General features: G+C 70.7%; 17 protein-coding genes and 2 rRNA genes. 11 read left to right on the plus strand and 8 right to left on the minus strand.

Annotated features, from left to right (window positions below; genetic code table 11):
- Both H297_RS0118855 and rrf read left to right on the plus strand, forming a co-directional pair.
- A 23S ribosomal RNA gene (locus tag H297_RS0118855) occupies positions 1–112 on the plus strand; the annotation flags it as partial.
- Positions 113–197: 85 nt separating this feature from the next.
- Positions 198–314, plus strand: a 5S ribosomal RNA gene (gene rrf / locus H297_RS0118860).
- 153 nt (positions 315–467) lie between these two features.
- Here the strand turns inward: rrf and H297_RS41825 are convergent.
- From H297_RS41825 to H297_RS0118885, 5 genes are read right to left on the minus strand one after another with little or no spacing between them, the layout of a single operon-like run.
- The gene (locus H297_RS41825) at positions 468–1,778 is read right to left on the minus strand and encodes a DUF58 domain-containing protein (RefSeq protein WP_037794712.1); all 1,311 of its coding nucleotides are present in this window, start codon (positions 1,776–1,778) and stop codon (positions 468–470) included.
- A gap of 16 nt (positions 1,779–1,794) precedes the next feature.
- A complete protein-coding gene (locus H297_RS0118870; RefSeq protein WP_027738337.1) occupies positions 1,795–2,760 on the minus strand; it encodes an AAA family ATPase in 966 nt (321 codons plus the stop codon).
- A complete protein-coding gene (locus H297_RS0118875) occupies positions 2,757–4,022 on the minus strand; it encodes a DUF4350 domain-containing protein (protein ID WP_027738338.1) in 1,266 nt (421 codons plus the stop codon). Before H297_RS0118875 ends, H297_RS0118870 begins: the two co-directional genes overlap by 4 nt.
- Positions 4,019–4,789 (minus strand): DUF4129 domain-containing protein, encoded by a 771-nt coding sequence (locus H297_RS0118880; RefSeq protein WP_027738339.1) that lies wholly within the window; start codon positions 4,787–4,789, stop codon positions 4,019–4,021. Before H297_RS0118880 ends, H297_RS0118875 begins: the two co-directional genes overlap by 4 nt.
- Before the next feature lie 4 nt (positions 4,790–4,793).
- A complete protein-coding gene (locus tag H297_RS0118885; RefSeq protein WP_027738340.1) occupies positions 4,794–6,224 on the minus strand; it encodes a DUF7847 domain-containing protein in 1,431 nt (476 codons plus the stop codon).
- Between the two features lie 131 nt (positions 6,225–6,355).
- Here H297_RS0118885 and mtnA point away from each other — a divergent pair, with 131 nt between their 5' ends.
- From mtnA to H297_RS0118920, 7 genes are all read left to right on the plus strand, one after another.
- The gene (gene mtnA, locus H297_RS0118890; protein ID WP_037794740.1) at positions 6,356–7,495 is read left to right on the plus strand and encodes an S-methyl-5-thioribose-1-phosphate isomerase; all 1,140 of its coding nucleotides are present in this window, start codon (positions 6,356–6,358) and stop codon (positions 7,493–7,495) included.
- Positions 7,492–8,169, plus strand: coding sequence for a two-component system response regulator MtrA (gene mtrA, locus H297_RS0118895; protein WP_027738342.1), 678 nt, complete (start codon positions 7,492–7,494; stop codon positions 8,167–8,169). The genes mtnA and mtrA overlap by 4 nt, the downstream gene beginning before the upstream one ends.
- Before the next feature lies 1 nt (position 8,170).
- The gene (gene mtrB / locus H297_RS37140) at positions 8,171–10,231 is read left to right on the plus strand and encodes an MtrAB system histidine kinase MtrB (RefSeq protein WP_078514298.1); all 2,061 of its coding nucleotides are present in this window, start codon (positions 8,171–8,173) and stop codon (positions 10,229–10,231) included.
- Positions 10,228–12,096: an LpqB family beta-propeller domain-containing protein gene (locus H297_RS0118905; RefSeq protein ID WP_051351981.1), complete on the plus strand. Its 1,869-nt coding sequence runs from the start codon at positions 10,228–10,230 to the stop codon at positions 12,094–12,096. Before mtrB ends, H297_RS0118905 begins: the two co-directional genes overlap by 4 nt.
- Positions 12,097–12,821: 725 nt before the next feature.
- Positions 12,822–13,076 carry a ComF family protein gene (locus H297_RS44380; RefSeq protein WP_486589570.1) on the plus strand — a complete coding sequence of 85 codons (255 nt, stop codon included), beginning with the start codon at positions 12,822–12,824 and terminating at the stop codon, positions 13,074–13,076.
- 313 nt (positions 13,077–13,389) lie between these two features.
- Positions 13,390–14,094, plus strand: a complete 705-nt coding sequence (gene hpf, locus H297_RS0118915; RefSeq protein ID WP_027738344.1) for a ribosome hibernation-promoting factor, HPF/YfiA family — start codon at positions 13,390–13,392, stop codon at positions 14,092–14,094.
- 176 nt (positions 14,095–14,270) lie between these two features.
- Positions 14,271–15,026 (plus strand): response regulator transcription factor, encoded by a 756-nt coding sequence (locus H297_RS0118920; protein WP_027738345.1) that lies wholly within the window; start codon positions 14,271–14,273, stop codon positions 15,024–15,026.
- Positions 15,027–15,121: 95 nt separating this feature from the next.
- Here H297_RS0118920 and H297_RS0118925 read toward each other — a convergent pair whose 3' ends face one another.
- Together H297_RS0118925 and H297_RS0118930 are read right to left on the minus strand one after the other, a co-directional pair.
- Entirely contained in the window at positions 15,122–16,330 is a 1,209-nt protein-coding gene (locus tag H297_RS0118925) for a DNA glycosylase AlkZ-like family protein (protein WP_051351982.1), read from the minus strand.
- A 149-nt stretch (positions 16,331–16,479) separates the two neighbouring features.
- Positions 16,480–17,082 (minus strand): GNAT family N-acetyltransferase, encoded by a 603-nt coding sequence (locus tag H297_RS0118930; RefSeq protein WP_027738347.1) that lies wholly within the window; start codon positions 17,080–17,082, stop codon positions 16,480–16,482.
- Positions 17,083–17,280: 198 nt separating this feature from the next.
- On the opposite strand from H297_RS0118930, the gene secA reads away from it, so the two are divergent.
- On the plus strand, positions 17,281–20,130 hold the full coding sequence (gene secA, locus H297_RS0118935) for a preprotein translocase subunit SecA (RefSeq protein ID WP_027738348.1): 2,850 nt from the start codon (positions 17,281–17,283) through the stop codon (positions 20,128–20,130).
- Between the two features lie 226 nt (positions 20,131–20,356).
- Here the strand turns inward: secA and H297_RS0118940 are convergent, their stop codons facing one another.
- Positions 20,357–20,830, minus strand: coding sequence for an Rv3235 family protein (locus H297_RS0118940; RefSeq protein ID WP_027738349.1), 474 nt, complete (start codon positions 20,828–20,830; stop codon positions 20,357–20,359).
- A gap of 282 nt (positions 20,831–21,112) precedes the next feature.
- Here H297_RS0118940 and H297_RS0118945 point away from each other — a divergent pair, with 282 nt between their 5' ends.
- A complete protein-coding gene (locus H297_RS0118945; RefSeq protein WP_027738350.1) occupies positions 21,113–21,637 on the plus strand; it encodes a DUF6912 family protein in 525 nt (174 codons plus the stop codon).
- Positions 21,638–21,764 lie beyond the last annotated feature (127 nt).

A 21,764-nucleotide genomic window follows, 5' to 3' on the forward strand; every position in this document is an offset into this window, starting at 1 on the left:
TCCCCCTGTGAGGGGTTAAGGCTCCCTGGAGATGACGGGGTTGATAGGCCGGATCTGGAAGCCCAGTAATGGGTGGAGGTGACCGGTACTAATAGGCCGAGGGCTTGTCCATAGAGGCTCGCGTCCACTGTGTGGGTTCTGAGACAACAACCCCGACACAACCCTTTCGTGGGTGTGTGTTGGTGTGTGTTGTGTGTTTCGGTGGTCATAGCGTGAGGGAAACGCCCGGTTACATTCCGAACCCGGAAGCTAAGCCTTTCAGCGCCGATGGTACTGCATGCGGGAGCGTGTGGGAGAGTAGGACGCCGCCGAACTTTGTGTAGGGAAAGCCCCGTTGGCCCAGCCAACGGGGCTTTTCTTTTGCCCGCGTACCGGAGCGGCTCACGTAGGGAAGTGGCCCGTCGGCAGGCCGACGTGCCATCGATTCGATTTCCCCTTGCTGCCGCTTCCGTGCTGAGACGGGTTTCTCAGAGGCGGCCTGTGGCCTTCAACGTGAGGTACGTGTCCGCCAGTTCGGGGGCGAGTGCGGCAGGGGGTGCGTCCACCACTGTGACTCCGTGGCGGCGTAGAAGGCTCGCTGTCGCACGGCGTTCCGCCTGGGTCCGAGCTGCCGCTGCTGCGTCGTAAACGGCATTGACGGTGCCGCGCGACCGTCCCATTTCTTGGAGCCGCGGATCGGATACGGCGGCGACGAGGACGTTGTGCCGTCGGGTCAGCATCGGGAGTACGGGAAGCAGTCCCTCTTCCACCGGTGCGCGGTCGAGGCCGGTGAACAGGACCAGAAGCGATCGCCGCGGTGCTGCGCGCATTGCGGCTGTGGCGAGGCCGTGGAGATCGGATTCGAGGAGTTGGGGTTCCAGAGGTGCCATCGCCTGGACGAGTGCGGGCAGCAGCTGGTGCCCCGATCGTCCGACAACACGGGCTCTGACGACGCGGTCGTGCGCGAGCATGTCGACTCGGTCTCCGGCACGGGACGCGAGCGCGGCCAGGAGGAGTGCGGCGTCCATGGTGATGTCCAGCCGGGGCAGGTCGCCCAGACGTCCTGCTGAGGTGCGGCCCGTGTCGAGCAGCATGAGGACTCGTCGGTCGCGTTCGGGGCGCCATGTCCGTACCGCGGTGGAGGTATGGCGGGCAGTGGCGCGCCAGTCGATGGAGCGGGTGTCGTCGCCGGGTACGTAATCGCGGAGACTGTCGAACTCGGTGCCTTCACCGCGGGCGAGGATGCTTGTGCGGCCGTCCAATTCCCGTAGGCGTGCCAGCTTGGCCGGCAGGTGCCTGCGACTGGTGAAGGCCGGCAGTGTGCGGATCGTCCACGGGACGTGGTGATGTCCCTGACGTGCGGCCAGGCCGAGGGGGCCGAAGGAGCGGACGGTGACGCGTTCTGCTGACCGGTCCCCCCGGCGGGTGGGGTGCAGTGTGGTGGTGAGGCGGCGTCGTTCTCCGGCCGGGACGACCAGGCGATGGCGACCGGCTTCGGACGGAGCGTGCTCGGGCCAGCAGCTCGGCGGCCATGCATCGCGGAGATGGGCGCGCAAGGTGTGCCGGGAGGGATTGGTGACAAGAAGTGAGGCGCTCACTTGTTCACCTAGTCGAACTGAGGTCTCACCGCTTCGAGTGAAGACGAGTCGATTGACTGGTGCTGCCCACGTGAGATCGACGACGATTGCAAGCAGCAGGAGAAGTTCGACGACGAGCAGACCAGTCCAACTGGGCAGGACAAAACCCACGAAGAGCGCTCCGAGCGCGGCTACGAGTGCTGTTCGTCCGGTGAGGGCCATAGAAGGTTCAGCTCTCTCAGCGGGGGACCGGGACGTGGGAGAGGATCGAGGTGATCACGCTGTCCGCGGTGACACCTTCCATCTCCGCCTCGGGACGGAGTTGGATCCGGTGGCGGAGTGTGGGTGGCGCGAAGGCTTTGACGTCGTCCGGGATGACGTAGTCGCGGCCCGTGAGCCAGGCCCAGGCGCGAGCGGTGGACAGAAGCGCGGTGGCGCCTCGGGGTGAGACCCCGAGGGAGAGTGAGGGGGAATCGCGAGTGGCACGGCAGATATCGACGATGTAGCCCGTGACTTCGGGCGTCAGGGCGGTTTTGGCGACACCCGCGCGGGCGGCCTGGATCTCCGCAGGACCGGCGACGGGTCGAACGCCGACGGCTGGCAGGTCGCGGGGGTCGAAGCCTTCGGCGTGCCGTGTCAGAACGTCGATCTCGGCGTCGCGTGACGGGAGGGGCACGTTGAGTTTCAGCAGGAAGCGGTCGAGCTGGGCTTCGGGGAGGGGGTAGGTGCCTTCGTACTCGACAGGGTTCTGTGTGGCTGCCACGAGGAACGGTTCGGGCAGAGCGCTGGGTGTTCCGTCGACCGTCACCTGGTGCTCCTCCATCGCTTCGAGGAGGGCGGCCTGTGTTTTCGGAGGGGTGCGGTTGATCTCGTCGGCGAGGAGGAGGTTGGTGAAGACCGGCCCTGGTTGGAAGGAGAACTGTGCTGCGTGAGCGTCGTAGACGAGTGAGCCCGTGACGTCGCTGGGCATCAGGTCGGGCGTGAACTGGAGGCGCTTGGTGTCCAGTTCCAGAGCGGCGGCGAGGGTTCGGACGAGAAGTGTCTTGGCGACGCCCGGCACTCCCTCCAGCAACACGTGACCTCGGCAGAGCAGCGCGATGACGAGGCCGGTGACGACGGCGTCCTGGCCCACGACGGCTTTGAAGATTTCCTGGCGAAGCGCTTCGAGGGCGTTGCGGGCGCTGTCTTGGGAGGGGGCGCTCACGAGGGGGTGTCCTTGTCTGTCGACGGTGTGGCCGGGGTGGTGCGCGTCAGGAGGTGCCGTTCCAGGCGGTCGAGGTCGTCGGCGAGTCGCACCAGGGCGCGGTCGTCCTGGGGTGGGCGGCCGAAGAGGAGGGACCGGAGAGAGGGTTCGTCGACGGAGAGGCCTTCGGAAGGGGGTGGCGGCTCGGCGGTTGCTGTGGCGGCCAATGCGGTGGTGAGGACTTCCGGAAGGTGGGCCTGGGCGGGCGGTAGCCCGGCCAGTGCGGCGAGGCGGGTGCGGGAGGCGGAGCGGAGTGCTTCAGCCGCGTGGCCGCGGGCGTCGGCCCGACGGTAGAGGCGGGCCCTGCCTTCGGTGGCCTCGGCGGCCGGAACCGTGACGGGGAGTTGTTCGGTGACGAGGGGGCCGAGTCGGCGGGCTCTCCACACCGCGGCAAGGGCGGCAGCGAGGGCGAGTTGGAGTGCGGCCCATGACCAGCCGCGGGGCAGAAGATCGAAGAAGCCGCGTTCGGTGCTCGGCGGGGCAGCGGTGTCCGTCTCGTCGGGCAGGTACCAGAGGAGCTTGGGGCGGGAGCCGAGGAGTTGGAGGGCGAGGGAAGCGTTGCCGTTGTGCGCGAGGCGCTTGTTGTAGAGGGGGTCAGGCGCGCCGAGCAGCACCGTGTCGTGGGAGGGGGTGGCTTGTCCGGTGCCTGGCCGGGGCACCCGCAGGAGCGTTGCTTTGCCGCCTCGGAGATAGCACGCGTCGGCTTGTCTGCGGGTGGTGTAGCGGTATCCACCGAGGTGGGCATCGCCGGCCCGGTCGGCGGTGGGAAGAGCGCAGCGAGGTGAGGTCGGGCGCACGTCGGCGGGGGCAGAGGCGTGGACGCCCGGTGTCAGGGCGGTCGTGGTGTCCGGGCCGGGGGCGAGAAGAACGGTGCGGGCGCTGCGGCGGGCGGCTTGTCGCAGGGCGCTGCGGCCGGTGGCGTCGAGGGCGTCGGGGAAGGGGACGACGAGGGTGGTGTCCGGACCGTTTGCGGTGCGCAGTCGGGCGGGGTCGGAGAGGACGTGGGTGCTGACGCCGCGGTCGGCGAGGAGGCGGGTGAGCGCTTTGCTGCCGTAGGGGGCCGTCGAGCGGGGGTCGAGTGTGCCGGTGTTCTCACCGGAGCGCAGGGCGGCGAGGGCGATCCCGGCCACGGCGATGACGGTGGCGGCCAGAAGGAGTCCGCGGGCGCGGCGCCACAGGTGTCGGGCGGTCGGCGGGGCGGAGGTGGGAGCCGCAGTAGTCACCTGGCTCCTCCGGGCGGTGACGGTGCGGTGGGGTCAGCGGCAACGCGAGCGGTGGAGGCCGGGTTGGGCAGGTGCGGGGGGGTGTCGAGGAGAGCGGTGTCGAGGGCGGTGAGTTCCTCGTAGGCGGCGCGATCGGCCTGGCGGTCGGCGTAGGTGACTTCGTCGAAGGCGCGGGCGGCGGCGCGGAGTCGCGCGGCGTGCTCGGGGAGGGTGCGGCCTGCTTCTGCAGCGGCCTCGTCGGCGGTGCGGCCTGGTCGTGGTTCGAGCAGGACGCGTTCTTCGAGGGAGCGCACGAGTGCCCGCATCCGTTCCTGCACTGCCGCGGTCCAGTGGCCGGCTTCGGCGTGGGCTGTGGCGGACGACCGGTGTTCGGCGGCGCTGCGGGGGTGAGGGGTGAAGAGGGTGTTGGAGGCGCCGCTTGCCGGTCCGGGGCGGAGCTTGCCCAGGCGCAGTCGGAGAGCGAGGAGCAGGAGGAGGCCGAGGAGGCAGACGGTGAGCAGGCCGACCCAGCCGCCGGGGGTTGCCTCCGCGGCGGTGCTGAGGAGGTCGCCGAGACGGCGCCACAGCCAGTCGACGGCGCGCTGGAGGAGGTTCGGGTCGTGCTGGTGGTATTCGGGCTTGGACAGCTCGTGCTCGGCACCCTCGCGGGCGGGCAGCCGGGGGGTGGTGACGGGCGGTACGTCCTGACCGTCGCTCAGGGGCGCTCCGGCCACCCGGTGAAGTGGGGCGGCCCGCAGTGGCAGGACGCAGGCGGCTCCCCCCGGCATGGCGTCAGCGTCCGGGGGCGGGCGGCTCGGGGTCGCGGCGGCCGTAGCCGGGTACGTCGGCGGCGCGGGCCAGCTCCAGGTCGAGGGCCTCGCGGCGGATGCGTTGGTCGAGGTAGAGGAGTGCGGTGATGCCGGCGTTGAGCGGGAGGGAGATGGTCGAGGCGATGACGGAGCCGACGCCGTTGATGAGCAGCGTGGTCCAGCCGGTCGCGGCGGCGGGGTCGGTGAAGGTGGATCCACCGCTGACGAGCGCGGAGATCGCGGTGGTCGGAAGGGAGATGACCAAGGAGATGGCGGTGACGAGGACGAGAGCCAGCAGTTGGATGCCCAGAACGCGCCACCAGGCGCCGCTGACCAGTTTGCCGGAGCGGCGCATCGCGAAGAGCAGCCCGCGCTTCTCCAGCATGAGCGCCGGTGGTGCCAGGCAGAAGCGCACCCAGACCCAGACGGCGGCGACGATGCCGCCGAGGAGACCGAGAAGGACGAGGAGGACGGCCAGTGCGTCGGCGCCGGCGAGGGCGGTGAGGAGACCAGGGAAGAGGCAGACCAGCATGGCTGCCGAGACCAGGAGGGGGATGAGGATCAGCAGGCCGAGGAGGCGCAGGAGCTGAGGCCGGGAGTCGCGCCAGGCTTCGCCCAGGCTCACACTGCGGCCGAGGACCGCGCGGCTGACGACGACGGTCAGCATGGCGGTGGCGATCACGCTGCCGAGCATGCCGACGACGCCGACAACGGCGACGCTGCTGAGCATGCTCTTGAGGGCGCTGTTCAGCTCGGCGAGGCTGGGGTTGTCGTTGTTGGCGAGGGCGTCCAGTTCGCTGGTGTCGTTGAGCCAGAAGCCCATGACGAGGGCCGAGACGATCTCGGTGATGACCGCGACGGCGAGGGAGATGCCCAGGACGGTACGCCAGTGCGCCCGCATGGTGCTGACCGAGCCGTCCAGGATCTCTCCGACGCCGAGGGGGCGCAGGGGGACGACTCCGGGCTTGGGTGCCTGCGGTGGTGGGGCCCAGCCGGCGTTCCAGCCCGGGCGCGGGCCGCCGGAGCCGGTGGGGGGCTGCGGAGCGCCGCTCCAGCCGCCTCCCCAGGCCTGTCCCTGCCCGCGTTGGGGGCCCTGGGGCCGGGCGGGGCCGCCGCTGTGGTGGCCCCAGCTCCAGCTCTGCGGAGCGGCCGGGGGCTGTTCGGCGGCCCAGTTCCGGGGGTGCTGGTCGGCGGGCTCGTCCTGCGGTGACGGTGTGGGTGCGGTGCTGTCCGCGGAGTCGGGGCGCTCCGTGTCGTCGCCCGGGGTGCTCTGGGCTTTTCCGGTCGTACCGGAGTCGGGTCCGCCCTGTTCGGCTCCGTTGTCTCCGGTGTCCGCCGGCGTGGCCGGGTCGGATTCGGGTGCGGAGTCGGGCGAGGAGGATCCGGGCGCAGCCCAGCCCGGGGAGTCGTTCACGTGAGGTCACCTCGTGTGGGTAGTCCCGTGCCTGGTTGGCTGCCCATCGTGTCACGGGCCGGGGCGGTCGCAGCCGGGTGGGAGCGGCCGATGCCCTTCAAGTGGCCTGTGCGCCCGGGCAGACTGGGTGGATGGCTGAAGAGTGTGTGCCCGTCATCCGTTACGAGGAGTTGCCGGAGGGGCCCGTGGTGGTGCTCCTCGACCAGAGGCGGCTCCCGCGTGAGGAGACGGAGCTGGTGTGCACGGATGTGCCGGCTCTGGTGGAGGCGATCCAGGTGCTGGCGGTGCGGGGTGCGCCGGTGCTGGGGATCGCCGGAGCGTACGGCGTCGCGTTGGCGGCGGCGCGGGGGTTCGACGTGGGGTCGGCGGCGGTGGAGTTGGCCGGCGCGCGGCCGACGGCGGTCAACCTGGGGTACGGGGCGCGGCGCGTGGAGGCGGCGTACCGGGCTGCGGAGCGGTCGGGGGCCGGGGCGGCGGCCGCTGCCGCACGTGCGTTGGCCGAGGCGCGGGCGCTGCACAGAGAGGACGCGGAGGCCAGCGACCGGCTCGCAGGGCACGGGAGCGCTCTGCTGGCGGAGCTGGTGCCCGGGGGTGGTCTGCGGATCATGACGCACTGCAACACCGGGCGGCTGGTGTCGGGCGGGGGCGGTACGGCGCTGGCCGTCGTCAAGGCGGTGCACCGGGCCGGTGAGCTGCGGCGGTTGTGGGTGGGGGAGACGCGGCCGCTGCTGCAGGGGGCCCGGCTGACGGCGTACGAGGCGGCGAAGGAGGGGATGGCCTACAGCGTGCTGACGGACAGCGCGGCGGGGTCGCTGTTCGCGGCCGGCGAGGTGGATGCGGTGGTGGTGGGGGCCGACCGGATCGCGGCGGACGGCTCGGTGGCGAACAAGGTGGGCACGTATCCGCTGGCGGTGCTGGCGCAGCACCACGGGGTGCCGTTCGTGGTGGTGGCTCCGGTGACGACGATCGACCCGGAGACTGCTTCGGGCGGCGACATCGAGGTCGAGCAGCGGGCCGCTCATGAGGTGACGGAGGGGCCGTGGGTGAGGCATGGTGCTGTGGGGGCGGACGGGGTAGAAGGGGCGGCTCTGGTGCCGGTGGGTGCGCAGGCCTACAATCCTGCGTTCGATGTCACGCCGTCCGCGCTGGTCACTGCTGTGGTCACGGACGAGGGGGTGGCCCGGCCGGCCACGGCCGACCGCCTTGCGGAGCTGTGTTCCGCATCACGAAAGCAGGCGTCGCGATCGGCTGATGGGATGATGAGGTCATGAAGGGACGCGTCCTTGTCGTCGACGACGACACCGCACTGGCAGAGATGCTCGGCATTGTGCTGCGCGGAGAAGGTTTCGAGCCGTCTTTCGTCGCGGACGGTGACAAGGCGCTTGCCGCCTTTCGGGAGACCAAGCCCGACCTGGTGCTGCTCGACCTGATGCTGCCTGGCCGGGACGGTATCGAGGTGTGCCGGCTGATCCGGGCGGAGTCCGGTGTGCCGGTGGTCATGCTCACCGCGAAGAGCGACACGGTCGACGTGGTGGTGGGTCTGGAGTCCGGCGCGGACGACTACATCGTCAAGCCGTTCAAGCCGAAGGAGTTGGTGGCGCGGATCCGGGCGCGGCTGCGCCGGTCCGAGGAACCGGCGCCGGAACAGCTCGCCATCGGTGATCTGGTGATCGACGTCGCGGGGCACTCGGTGAAGCGGGAGGGGCAGTCCATAGCCCTGACGCCGCTGGAGTTCGATCTGCTGGTGGCGCTGGCGCGCAAGCCGTGGCAGGTCTTCACACGCGAGGTGCTGCTGGAGCAGGTGTGGGGGTACCGGCACGCGGCGGACACGCGGTTGGTGAACGTGCATGTGCAGCGGCTGCGTTCCAAGGTCGAGAAGGACCCGGAGCGCCCCGAGATCGTGGTGACCGTGCGCGGCGTGGGTTACAAGGCCGGGCCGAGCTGAGATGACCCGTAACTCCTCGGCTCCGCCCCGTGCCCATGGGGGGCGGAACGTGGGGCGGGAGCCCGATACCTCCAAATTCGGGCGTTTGTGGCGAAGCGGGGTTCTCTTCTCCGACGGGCTGCTCCCGGAGGGCGCGACAGGGCCGGGCGCGCGCCCCATGGTGCGCTTCTTCGTGCGATGGATCCGCAGGCCGCTGCTGCCGGTGATGCGGCTGTGGCGGCGCAACATCCAGTTGCGGGTGGTCGTGGCCACGTTGCTGCTGTCGCTAGGGGTCGTGCTGCTGCTGGGCCTGGTCGTCATCGGTCAGGTCCGCAACGGGCTGCTGGAAGCCAAGGAGAAGACCGCTCAGAGCCAGGCCTCGGGTGGTTTCGCCGCTGCCGAGCACATGGCTGACAGCGCCGACACCGGGCCAGGGGGCACCGTGATCGACGACGGTGGCGGCCGGGGCGCTCGGGGCACCCAGAACTCGGGCACCTGGTTGAACAACCTGGTCGAGCAGCTCGCCAGCGGTGGTCAGGGCGTCTACTCGGTCGTCGCGCTCGGTTCCGACAACGACGAGTCCCCCTTCGTGGGCAACACCTCCACCACCACCCGGGGCCCCCGCTCCACCGGAGACATCCGCCCCGAGGAGAGCGTCCCCGGCGACCTGCGCAAAGCTTTGGACGACGAGCCCGGCCCGCACCGCCGCTACGCCCGCGTCTACCACCAGGACGGCGGCAGCGACCCCGCCTTGATCGTCGGCAAGCGCCTCAACGATGCGCGGGGTACGCCCTACCAGCTCTACTACGTCTTCCCCTTCACGCAGGAGGAGGAGTCGCTGAGCCTCGTCAAGGGGACGCTGGCCACCGCGGGGGTGTTCGTCGTCGTTCTGCTGGGCGCGATCGCGTGGCTGGTGGTGCGGCAGGTGGTGACGCCGGTGCGGATGGCCGCGGGGATCTCCGAGCGGCTGGCGGCCGGGCGGCTCCAGGAGCGGATGAAGGTCACCGGCGAGGACGACATCGCCCGTCTGGGAGAGTCCTTCAACAAGATGGCGCAGAACCTCCAGGTCAAGATCCAGCAGCTGGAGGAGCTCTCCCGGATGCAGCGCCGGTTCGTTTCGGACGTCTCGCACGAGCTGCGCACGCCGCTGACGACGGTGCGGATGGCGGCCGACGTCATCCACGAGGCGCGGGAGGACTTCGATCCGGCGACGGCGCGTTCGGCGGAACTCCTGCTCGGGCAGCTCGACCGGTTCGAGTCGCTGCTGGCCGACCTGCTGGAGATCAGCCGGTTCGACGCGGGCGCCGCCAACCTCGAAGCCGGCCGGGTGGACCTGCGGGACGTGGTGCACCGCGTCGTCGAGGGCTGCGAACCGCTCGCCGAGAGGAAGGGCGGCCGCATCCGGGTCACCGGCGACGAGGAGCCCGTGATCGCCGAGGTGGACGGCCGCAGGATCGAGCGGGTGCTGCGCAATCTGGTCGGCAACGCCGTCGAACACGGGGAGGGCCGCGACGTGGTGGTGCGGCTCGCGGTCGCCGGCGGTGCGGTGGCGGTGGCGGTGCGCGACTACGGGGTCGGCCTCAAGAAGGACGAGGCCGATCGGGTCTTCAACCGCTTCTGGCGGGCGGATCCGGCCAGGGCTCGTACCACCGGGGGCACAGGGCTGGGCCTGTCGATCGCGCTGGAGGACGCCCGGCTGCACGGCGGCTGGCTGCGCGCGTGGGGCGAGCCGGGGAACGGCTCACAGTTCCTGCTCGTCCTGCCGTGCACTGCCGGTGAGCCGCTGCGGGGGTCGCCGCTGCGGCTCGAACCGGAGGACTCGCGCCGTCGGCAGGCACTGGCATCAGCGACCAGCCGTCCCGAGGGCTCCTCCCGTTCCGAGGCGTCTTCCCGTTCCGAGGGCTCGCCGCGTTCCGGTGCTTCCCCTCGCTCCGAGGCTTCCTCCCCTCCCCGCTCCTCTTCCCGCGAGCCGTCCGCCTCACCGGCACCGTCTGTGCCGCTGTCCGCGGTGGCTGGTGCACGCGATCCGGGCGGCCGGACCCAAGGAGAGACCTCACGACCAGCGGAAGGGGAGCGCGAATGAGGAGCGAGCGCCCCTCGATGCGCGCAGCAGCCGCCTCGCACACCGTGCGCCGCTTTCGTGTGCTGCTGGTACTGGCGGCGTGTGCCGGGTTGCTGGCCGGGTGTGCGTCCATGCCCGATGACGGGAGCGTCGATGAGGTCAACTCCTCCCGCCGCGCCGAGGCGGACTCCCAGGTGCGGGTCTACAGCGTCAGCCCGCAGAAGGGCGAGACGCCGAGCCAGATCGTCCGAGGCTTCCTGGAGGCGACCACCAGCGACGAGGCGTCCTTTCCCACCGCGCAGGAGTACCTGACGCGCCGGATGGCGCACGAGTGGGAGCCGTTCGCCTCGACGACCGTCCTCTCGGACGGGCCGAGCACGCACAGGGCACCGCGCCGCAGCGCGATCGCCGGAGGCGGCTACTCCGTCGAGGTCTCCGGTACGCGCATGGCGCAGGTCGACAGCAAACACGCCTACTCGCCTTCCAAGGGCGCGTACCGCGAGGTCTTCCACCTGGCCGAGGTGGACGGCGAGTGGCGCATCGATCAGATGCCGGACGGCCTGCTGCTGGGGGAGTCCGACTTCCAGCGGATCTACCGCCCCGTCAACACGTACTACTACGCACAGCTCGGTCCGGACGCCGACTCGATCACGGACGGGCAGAACGTGCTCGTCGCCGATCCGGTGTATCTGCGTCGGCGCATCAATCCGGTCACCGAAACGGTCTCCGCACTGTTGCAGGGGCCGTCCGGCTGGCTCGATCCGGTGGTGGACTCGGCGTTTCCCACTGGTACCCGGCTGGCACATCCGCAACAGCGCCTGTCGCTCGACGATTCGGGTGTCCTCAGGGTGCAGCTGAACGCGCGGGGTGCCACCGCGAGGGCGGGCCAGTGCGCACGGATGGCGGCCCAGGTCCTCTACGCGGTGCAGGACCAGGCGTCGGCGAAGGTCAGCAAGGTCGAGCTGGCGGGGCCCACGAACCGCGAACTGTGCACCCGTACGCGGGAACAGGTTGCCGCGTACCAGCCCGGCCGTCTCAACGGGAGCGCCAAGCAGGCGTACTTCATCGACGGGGAGCACCGGGTCGCCGCATTCCAGCGCAAGGAGTCCCCGAGCCCCGTCGTAGGGCCACTGGGCAGCGGCCGCGTGGAGATGGGTGCCGTCGCGGCCAACCGGCTCGAAAGCGAGGGGGCTGCCGTCTCACGCGGTCGGCGGGCGCTCTACGTCGCCTCGCTGGAGGGCGGCACGTCCACGGACCTCGGCGAGCCGGTCCTCACCAGCAAGGCCAAGCATGAGAACGACCGGCTGTCGGCCCCCAGTTGGGACGGCCTCGGTGACCTGTGGGTGGCCGACCGGGACCCGGCCGAGCCGCGGTTGCTCCGGCTGCGCGGCGGCAAGGAGGAGCCGGACGAGGTGCGGGTACCCGACCTGGACGAGGACGAGCGCATCGAGTCGCTCCGCATCGCCTCGGACGGGGTGCGCATCGCGCTGCGGGTACGCGGTCAGGACGGGCAGGTCTCGCTCCAGTTGGGGCGGGTGGTGCGCGGGGGCACCGAGCGCCACCCCGAACTGACCGTCGAGCAGCTGCGGCCCATCGCCCCGCATCTGGAAGAGGTCTCCGCCGCATCCTGGGCGGGCGGCAGTCGGCTGGTGGTGGTGGGCCGCGAGTCCGGCAGCGTCCAGCAGGTGCAGTACATGGAGACGGACGGCTCCATCTCGGATCAGCCGGCGCTGCCGGGCATCAACGATGTGACGGGCGTGGCCGCCTCGGAGGACGAGAGCAAGTCGCTGCTGGCCGACTCCGAGGACGGCATCGTGCGGCTGCCGCCGGACGCGAACTGGAAGATGCTGACGGAGACGGGGTCCGCTCCGGCGTATCCGGGCTGATCCCAGGCGTGCGCCCTGGGTTGAGACGGTGCTCGCCCACCCTCGACGAGCTGCGGTCATCGGCGGTCATGGCGACAGGAGTTCGACCGCGAAGGGCCGCACCGACCCCTCCGGTCCGGAGTTTTCCACAGGGGTGGTGACGGTCTCGTGCGGCTGCCACAGTGGAGGCCATGCGGGAGACATGGCAGAGCCTCCCGCGGGAAATCGCAGGTCTGGTGATGCCCATGGGGTGTGCCGGGTGCGGTCGCCCGCGCGAGCGGGACCGTCTGTGCGAAAAGTGCAGCAGCGTGCTGAAGGGCGCGGTGCCGCGGCGGGTATGGCCGTCGCGCGTACCGTCCGGACTGCCTCGGGTGTACGGAGCGCTCACGTACACCGGCGAGGTGCGGGCCGCGCTGCTCGCTCACAAGGAGCGCGGTGCCCTCGGGCTGGCCGCGCCACTGGGAACGGTGCTTGCCGGCGCCGTCCGACTGGCCGTGAACGCACCACGGGCCACCCCGTCCGCCCCTGGGCGTACTGCGATTGCTTCCGTGTCCACCGTCCCCGCACGGTACGGGCCGCCTTCCCGGGGCGGCGGCCCGCACCCGCCGCAGGGCGCGTGCCGGCGGCGGCCCGAGCCGGTGGTGCTCGTGCCGGTGCCGTCCGGGCGGCGGGCCGTCGCGGGGCGGGGGCACGACCCGGTGCGGCGTCTGGCGCAGGAGGCCGCGCGAACCTTACGGAGGGAGGGCATGGCGGTACGGACGCTGTCCGTGCTGCGTCAGCGACGGAGCGTCGCCGACCAGGCCAGGCTGTCCGCGGTGGAGCGGACTGCGAATCTTGCGGGAGCACTGGAGCCGACGCCACTCGGTGCGCGCTCGCTGCGTGCGGGACGTGTGGTGTTGGTGGACGATGTGATGACGACGGGTGCTTCGCTCGCGGAGGCGGCGCGGGCCCTGGGAGGGGTGGCCACGGCTGCGGTGCTCGCGGTGCGCGCGGACGGCTGACCCGGGCGCGGAAATGTTGCCTCGGGAAACCGGATGGGCGGTTGCCGGAACTACCAGATTGAGATCGTCGTTGCAGGTGATACGAGGGATGACTCGCCTGATCGGAGGTACGTGCCAGTAGGGGGTGCCGCGCCTCCTCCGGTAGAGGTACGTTCGGATTGGGTGGCGATCTTCCCTCCGGGGGAGAAGGAGGTGAAACTCGCAAGCCGACCTCGAGCCGGAGGACAGTTCGGCAGAGGCCCGAACCTCCGGCGTCAGTGCACCAAGGACGCCCGCATGACAAGCTGCGGGCCGTCCGGGAACGGAGTTCTGCGTGGACATCGTCGTCAAGGGCCGTAAGACAGAGGTGCCCGACCGGTTCCGCAAGCACGTGGCCGAGAAGCTGGAGAAGGTCAAGAAGCTCGACGGCAAGGTGATCAACCTTGAGGTCGAGGTGGCCAAGGAGCACAACCCCCGGCAGGCCGACCGTTCCGACAGGGTGGAGATCACTCTGCGTACTCGTGGACCGGTCATCCGAGCGGAGGCAGCCGCCTCGGACCCGTATGCGGCGCTGGACCTGGCGGCCGGCAAGCTGGAAGCCCGGATGCGCAAGCAGGCCGACAAGCGTCGCGTCCACCGTGGCGGAAGCCGCGCACCGATGAGTGTGGCGGCGGCGACCGCACACCTCGCGTCGGAACTCAACGGAGAACTCGAAGGGGCCGCCGGATCGGTGGCCGCACCCCCTCAGGAGGCCGACGGACAGCCCTCGGTCAAGAGGGTGGGATCCCTGGAGGTCCAGGGAGAGGGGCCGCTCGTCGTCCGGGAGAAGACCCACGCGGCGGCACCCATGACGCTCGACCAAGCGCTCTACGAGATGGAGTTGGTGGGCCACGACTTCTACCTGTTCGTCGACTCCGAGACCAAGCAGCCCAGTGTCGTCTACCGGCGGCACGGCTACGACTACGGCGTGATCCATCTGGAGCCGGACCCGTTCGTCGAGGAGCCGCCGCCCGGAGCGGGCGGAGCGCTCAGCGGCTGACGGCGGTGTAGTACGGCCCTGGCACAGCCCTGGGAGCCACCGGCTTGATGTTCGCGCCCCCGGCAGGGTCTCGGAACCCGGCCGGGGGCGCCGACGTGAGTAACATCAAGAACCGCACCAACCTCCGTTGCCCATAGCGGGGTTGGTGCGGGAGACAGGGTGCAGGGGGAGGAACGATGGTGGACAGCTTCGGGCCCGTGATGCCCATGCCCGATGCACACCCGAGTCCGGTGGCCGAGGTGGACTCGCGCGAACGGGAACGGCGGTGCCAGGAACCGATCAGGGTGCTGGTCGTGGACGATCATGCGCTCTTTCGGCGGGGGCTGGAGATCGTGCTGGCGCAGGAGGAGGACATCGAGGTCGTCGGGGAGGCCGGGGACGGCGCCGAGGCGGTCGACAAAGCGGCCGACCTGCTGCCGGACATCGTGCTGATGGATGTGCGGATGCCCAAGCGGGGCGGTATCGAGGCGTGCACCTCCATCAAGGAGGTGGCGCCCAGTGCGCGCATCATCATGCTGACCATCAGCGACGAGGAGGCCGACCTCTACGACGCGATCAAGGCGGGGGCCACCGGCTACCTCCTCAAGGAGATCTCCACGGACGAGGTCTCCACCGCCATCCGGGCCGTGGCCGACGGGCAGTCGCAGATCAGCCCCTCGATGGCGGCCAAGCTGCTGACCGAGTTCAAGTCGATGATCCAGCGCACCGACGAGAGCAAGCTGGTCCCCGCGCCCCGGCTCACCGAGCGGGAGCTGGAGGTCCTGAAGCTGGTCGCGACCGGCATGAACAACCGCGACATCGCCAAAGAGTTGTTCATCAGCGAGAACACCGTCAAGAACCATGTGCGCAACATCCTGGAGAAGCTGCAGCTCCACTCCCGGATGGAAGCTGTCGTCTACGCGATGCGGGAGAAGATTCTGGAGATCCGCTGAGCCGGGTCGGGGCCGATGCCCGCCTGTGGGTGGCGCCCCGGGCGTGACGTGGCGGTCGACGGACCCACCGGACGTCGGGTGGTCAGGGCGCCGGGTCAGAGGCCGAGGGCGTCGAGGGCGGCGCGTAGCTGGGGGCGGAGCGGTTCGGGTGCGCAGCGTTCGACCCGTACCGTGTCGCAGCCCACCCAGGCGGCGGCCTCGCGCAGCGCCCGCGCCATCGGCTCCACGGCCCCGGGGCCCTCCATCGAGAGCTGGCGGGCGACCAGGGTCGTCCCCTCCCGGGCCGGGTCCACGCGGCCGCGCAGCCTGCCGCCGGTGAGCAGCGGCATGGCGAAGTACCCGTGCACCCTCTTCGGCTTCGGTACGTAGGCCTCCAGCCTGTGGGTGAAACCGAAGATCCGCTCGGTGCGGGGACGGTCCCACACGAGGGAGTCGAAGGGGGAGAGCAGCGTGGTGCGGTGCCGGCCGCGCGGGGAGCTCTCCAGCGCCGCCGGGTCGGCCCAGGCGCGTCTCGGCCAGCCGTGGACCTCGACCGGCACCAGGCCGGTGTCCGCCACGACGGAGTCGACCTGCTCGGCCTTGAGCCGGTGGTAGTCGGCCAGGTCGGCGCGGGTGGCGACGCCCAGCGCGGTACCCGCCTGGGACACCAGGCGGCGCAGGCATGCGCGGTCGTCCAGGTCGTCATGGAGGAGCGCTGCGGGGACGGCGCGCTCGGCCAGGTCGTAGACGCGCTTCCAGCCCTGTCGCTCGGTGACGACGACCTCTCCGATGTCCAGCAGCCACTCCACCGCGATCTTGCGCTCGGACCAGTCCCACCACTCGCCGCCCTTGCGGCCGCCGCCCAGCCCGGCCGTCGTCAGCGGCCCCTCTGCGCGGAGCTGCTCGCGGACGGCGGCGCAGGAGGCTTCGCGGTCCTGCATCACGTGCCAGCGGTGTCCTCGCTCGCGGAAGGCCCGGCGGCGGAAGGCGAAGTGCGGCCATTCCTCGATCGGCAGCACGCAGGCGGCGTGCGACCAGTACTCGAAGCTGTGGGCGCCCGTCCAGTACGCCGCCTCCACCGCCTCCCGGCCCACGGAGCCCAGCCGGGCGTAGGGCACCAGCTCGTGGGAGCGGGCCAGTACCGAGATGGTGTCGAGCTGCACCGCACCCAGGTCGCGCAGCACTCCGCGCACGCCCGCGCGGCGGTCGGGCGCGCCCAGCAGGCCCTGGGCGCGCAGCGCGATGCGGCGAGCCTCGTCGGCCGTCAGGCAGACCTCGGGCGAGGGGGTGGCGGTGGAGGCGGTGACGGTCGGGCCTGTCGTCATGCCGCCCACCCTAGGCGGGCCCACTGACAGTCCCGAGCGGACCGGCTGTCGGCCCGAAGTGGAGCCGCCGGTGGCCGACTTCCGGAGCCGGCGGCGGCGAAGGTACGCCCGGCAGGAAGGGACTCCCGACCGGAGCGGAGCTGTGGTGGCTAGCCCCGCGCCGGGGGCGCGTAAGCGGAGGGCAGGTACGGGGTGTGCAGGGGGAGTCCTCGGTCGGAGGGGAGCAGCGCGGCGATGCGGGCGTCACGGCGTGTTCCTCTGTGCGCGATACGTGCCCGCTGGACGCCCTCCTCGACGAAACCGAGCCGCAGGGCCACGGCGCGTGACCCCTCGTTGCCGACCTGGGCGACCCATTCGAGCCGTTCCACGCCCAGCGAGGTGAACGCCCACGCGGCGACCGCGTGCCCGGCCTCGACCGTGTAGCCCTTGCGGCGCTGCCCCCTCGCCGTCCAGAAGCCCAGCTCGGCCTGGCGTTCTGCGGTCCGCAGGGTGGCGAGCCGGACCAGACCCATGGAGCCCACCAGTTGACCGTCGTGGGTGAAGACGCCGAAGTTGTAGGCGGTGTCGTCCTGCCAGCCGGCTGGGCAGGCCCCGCAGACGAACTCCTCGGCGTCTGCGTGCGTGTACGGTTCCGGGACGGGAACGTAACGCTGGATGTCGGGATCGTCACACGCGGCGGCCACGACCTCGACGTCTCCTTCGTCGAACGGACGCAGCAGGAGACGCTCGGTGCGTAGTGTGGTGGGCTCCATGGTCCGATTGTGCCGTTCGGTCCCGGGGCACCTTCCGGGCCTCCGGCACGTTGGGGGTACAGGGGCAGTCGTCCCTCGCATACGATGGCCGGTGCGGTTCAGGCCCTCAGCAAGGAGAGGACCTCGCGGATCCGCACCGGACATCCGCACTGACCCGTGCAGACCGTGCCAGGCCCGACCGGCAAGGAGCCACCCTAAGTGTCCGTCTTCGGCAAGCTCATGCGCGCAGGTGAAGGGAAGATCCTGCGCAAGCTGGACCGCGTCGCGCGGCAGGTGAATTCCATCGAAGAGGACTTCGTCGACCTGTCGGACGCCGAGCTGCGCGCGCTCACGGATGAGTACAAGGAACGGTACGCGGAGGGTGAGTCCCTCGACGACCTGATGCCGGAGGCCTTCGCGACCGTCCGCGAGGCCGCCAAGCGCGTGCTGGGTGAGCGGCACTACGACGTGCAGCTCATGGGAGGCGCCGCGCTGCATCTCGGCTACGTCGCCGAGATGAAGACCGGTGAGGGCAAGACCCTGGTCGGCACGCTGCCGGCGTACCTGAACGGGATCTCCGGTGACGGTGTGCACATCGTCACGGTCAACGACTACCTGGCGCAGCGCGACTCCGAGTGGATGGGCCGCGTGCACCGGTTCCTCGGCCTGACGGTCGGCTGCATCGTGGCCAACATGAGCCCGGCCGAGCGCCGCGAGCAGTACGCGTGCGACATCACCTACGGCACGAACAACGAATTCGGGTTCGACTACCTGCGCGACAACATGGCGTGGTCGAAGGACGAACTGGTCCAGCGGGGTCACAACTTCGCCATCGTCGACGAGGTCGACTCCATCCTCGTCGACGAGGCCCGTACGCCGCTGATCATCTCCGGCCCCGCCGACCAGGCCACGAAGTGGTACAGCGACTTCGCGAAGCTCGTCAAGCGCCTGGAGAAGGGCGAGCCGGGCGACCCGCGCACCCAGAAGCCCGAGACGGGCGACTACGAGGTGGACGAGAAGAAGCGCACCGTCGCCATCCACGAGTCGGGTGTCGCCAAGGTCGAGGACTGGCTGGGCATCGACAACCTCTACGAGTCGGTCAACACGCCACTGGTGGGGTATCTCAACAACGCGATCAAGGCCAAGGAGCTCTACAAGAACGACAAGGACTACGTCGTCATGGACGGCGAAGTCATGATCGTCGACGAGCACACCGGCCGTATCCTGGCCGGCCGCCGCTACAACGAGGGCATGCACCAGGCGATCGAGGCCAAGGAAGGCGTCGAGATCAAGGACGAGAACCAGACGCTCGCCACGATCACCCTCCAGAACTTCTTCCGCCTCTACAACACGCTCTCCGGCATGACCGGTACGGCCATGACGGAGGCGGCCGAGTTCCACCAGATCTACAAGCTCGGCGTGGTCCCGATCCCGACCAACCGGCCGCTGGCCCGTAAGGACCAGGCAGACCTGATCTACCGCACCGAGGTCTCCAAGTTCGACGCGGTGGTCGACGACATCGTCGAGAAGCACGAGAGCGGCCAGCCGATCCTGGTGGGCACCACTTCGGTCGAGAAGTCGGAGTACCTCTCCAAGCAGCTCACCAAGCGCGGTGTCACCCACCAGGTGCTGAACGCGAAGAACCACGAGCGCGAGGCCCTGATCGTCGCCGAGGCCGGCCGCAAGGGCGCCGTCACGGTCGCCACCAACATGGCAGGACGCGGTACCGACATCAAGCTCGGCGGAAACGCCGAGGGCATGGCGGAGAACGAGCTGCGCACGCGCGGGCTCGACCCCAACGACCACCCGGAGGAGTGGGCCGCCGCGCTGCCCGCCGCCCTGGAGAAGGCCGAGAAGTCGGTCAAGTCGGCAGTGGACGAGGTCAAGGAGCTCGGCGGGCTGTACGTGCTGGGCACCGAGCGCCACGAGTCGCGCCGGATCGACAACCAGCTGCGCGGCCGCTCCGGACGCCAGGGCGACCCGGGCGAGTCCCGCTTCTACCTCTCCCTGGGCGACGACCTGATGCGGCTGTTCAAGGCGCAGATGGTCGAGCGCGTGATGTCGATGGCCAACGTGCCCGACGACGTGCCGATCGAGAACAAGATGGTCACCCGCGCCATCGCCTCCGCACAGTCCCAGGTCGAGCAGCAGAACTTCGAGATCCGCAAGAACGTCCTCAAGTACGACGAGGTGCTCAACCGGCAGCGCGAGGTCATCTACGGCGAGCGCCGCCGCGTCCTGGAGGGCGAGGACCTGCACGAGCAGGTGCGGCACTTCATGGACGACACCATCGAGGCCTACGTCCAGGCCGAGACCGTCGAGGGGTTCGCCGAGGAGTGGGACCTCGACCGGCTGTGGAGCGCATTCAAGCAGCTCTACCCGGTCAAGGTGACGATCGAGGAGCTGGAGGACGCCGCGGGCGACCGCGAGGGCATCACGGCCGACTTCATCATCGAGTCCGTCAAGGACGACATCCACGAGCAGTACGACGCCCGTGAGAAGGAGCTCGGCTCCGAGATCATGCGGGAGCTGGAGCGGCGCGTGGTCCTGTCGGTGCTCGACCGCAAGTGGCGCGAGCACCTGTACGAGATGGACTACCTCCAGGAAGGCATCGGCCTGCGCGCGATGGCCCAGAAGGACCCGCTGGTCGAGTACCAGCGGGAGGGCTACGACATGTTCCAGGCCATGATGGACGGCATCAAGGAGGAGTCCGTCGGCTACCTGTTCAACCTGGAGGTCCAGGTCGAGCAGCAGGTCGAGGAGGTGCCGGTCGAGGAGACCGTGCCGGCGCCGTCCCTGGAGAAGGAGGACGAGCCCCGCGACGCCGTGCCGGCCGGTGCGGGCGCCGGTCCGGCCCCGGCGATCCACGCCAAGGGCCTCGACCAGCCGCAGCGCCCCGACCGTCTGCACTTCTCCGCGCCCACCGCCGAGGGCGGCGTGGTCGAGGGCGACCTGGACGCCGGTGCCGGTACGGACGGGGACGAGACCGGCCCCATCCGCTCCCAGGCCGACGGCCTGACCCGGGCCGAGCGGCGCAAGGCCCAGAAGGGCCGCAAGAAGCGCAAGTAGGCCCCGAGAGGAGCGGGTCGGCACTTCGGCCGCTCCCGCTCCGGGTACGGCTGCATGGAGGCACAGGACGAGGGGCCGGGCACAGCGTTGCCCGGCCCCTCGTCCTGTGCGCCCGGTCCGTGATGCCCCGTGCGTCTGTGGCCCGCCGTGCGGCGTGCAGGCGCTCGGCCGGGGCCGCCCCTTCCGGCGAGCGTCCGCCCAGGCGGGGCTTCGGAGCGAGGGGGCTTCAACTGGTCGTGACGTCGAGCTCCAGGGCGGTGCAGCGCCAGCGGTCGTTGCGGTGTTCGAGGCGGAAGGCCATGGCGTGTTGCCGGGATCCGGTGGCGATGCGGGCGAAGGCCTCGATGACGCCGGGGCGGACCTGGCTGCCGCGGGCTTCGAGTACGGCAGGGGTGGTGCGGTCGGTGCCCCGGGGGCGGAGCGGGGCACCGGGGGCCAGGGCGGTGAGCTGTTCGTAGGCCTCGTCCACGGCGTGGCCGAGGAGGGTGTGGACGGGGCACTGTCCGCTCAGCACGAGCAGCAGGCGGCGGGCGAACCAGTACGGCGGACGGCGTTCCCGTGCGCGGTGTGCGGCGGCGCGCAGCGCCGACTCCGCGGGGCGGCGGCTGTCGCGCCGCGTCGGCGGCCGGGTCGGTGCCGGGCTCGGTGTGCGCCGGCGCGGTCGGCGCCCGGGCGCTGACGCGGAGATGGGCGTGGTCATGGGCTCCCCCGTGGAGGTGGCATGGGCAGGCGGGCTGCGATACCGGCCGGTAACCGGCGGCTGGCAACGGTTGTAGCCGTGCGGCGCGGCGTCGGGCAATGAGGCGGTGGCGCCGGAGAGGGGCCAGGAGAAGTTCCCCTATCAGGATGGGGGCCGGACTCACGTTGACGAGGCCCCCGTCTCCACCTGCGGGTTTGTACGGGCGTTCGGTGGGGCGAGCGGAGGCGGCTGCCCGTATGCTGACGGGCAGACGGTTCCCGGCGATACACGAAAGCGGCAGCCATGCGCGTCTACGTCCCTCTGACCTTGCCCGCACTGTCCCAGGCGCACGGTCGGGGAGAGCTGGGGCCGGCTCCCTTCGAGGCCTACGCGGTGACCGCGGGGCTGCGCGCGTGGTGGGGGTCCCAGGACGAGGAGGAGCTGGAGTACGCGGCCCTCGGGCTCGCTGCCGCGGCCTCGTTGCGGCTGCTGGCCCAGGACGGGGCGGCCACCCGGCGCCGTGTCGTCGTGGTGGCCGAGGCCGCCGACGCCACCGTCGCCGTGGAGGACCACGCGGAGGCGGCCGAGGGCGAGGGGGACGGCGCGGAGCTGGTGGGCCGGGTGCGGCTCACCGCTGTCGTACCGCTGGCCAAGGCGGCGGCCGTGCACCTCGACGCCGAGGACGCGGTCGAGGCGGTGACGGCGGCGGTGGACGCGATGCCGACTGCCGCGGCCGGGGACGCGAAGGCGCAGGCGGTCGTGGACCGTGCCGACGAGCACGAGCTGCTCTGGTTCGCCACGCAGGAGATCCCGGCCCTCGTCCCCTGACCCGCTCCACCGGGTCTGCCGAATCGGCTCGCCAAGCCGGTCCGGCTCGTCCGCCGGTCCGGCTTGTCCGCCGGTCCGGCTCGTCTGCCGAATCGGCTTGTCCGCCGGTCCGGCGGGCCCGGCGGGC

The organism is Streptomyces sp. CNT360 (assembly GCF_000424785.1).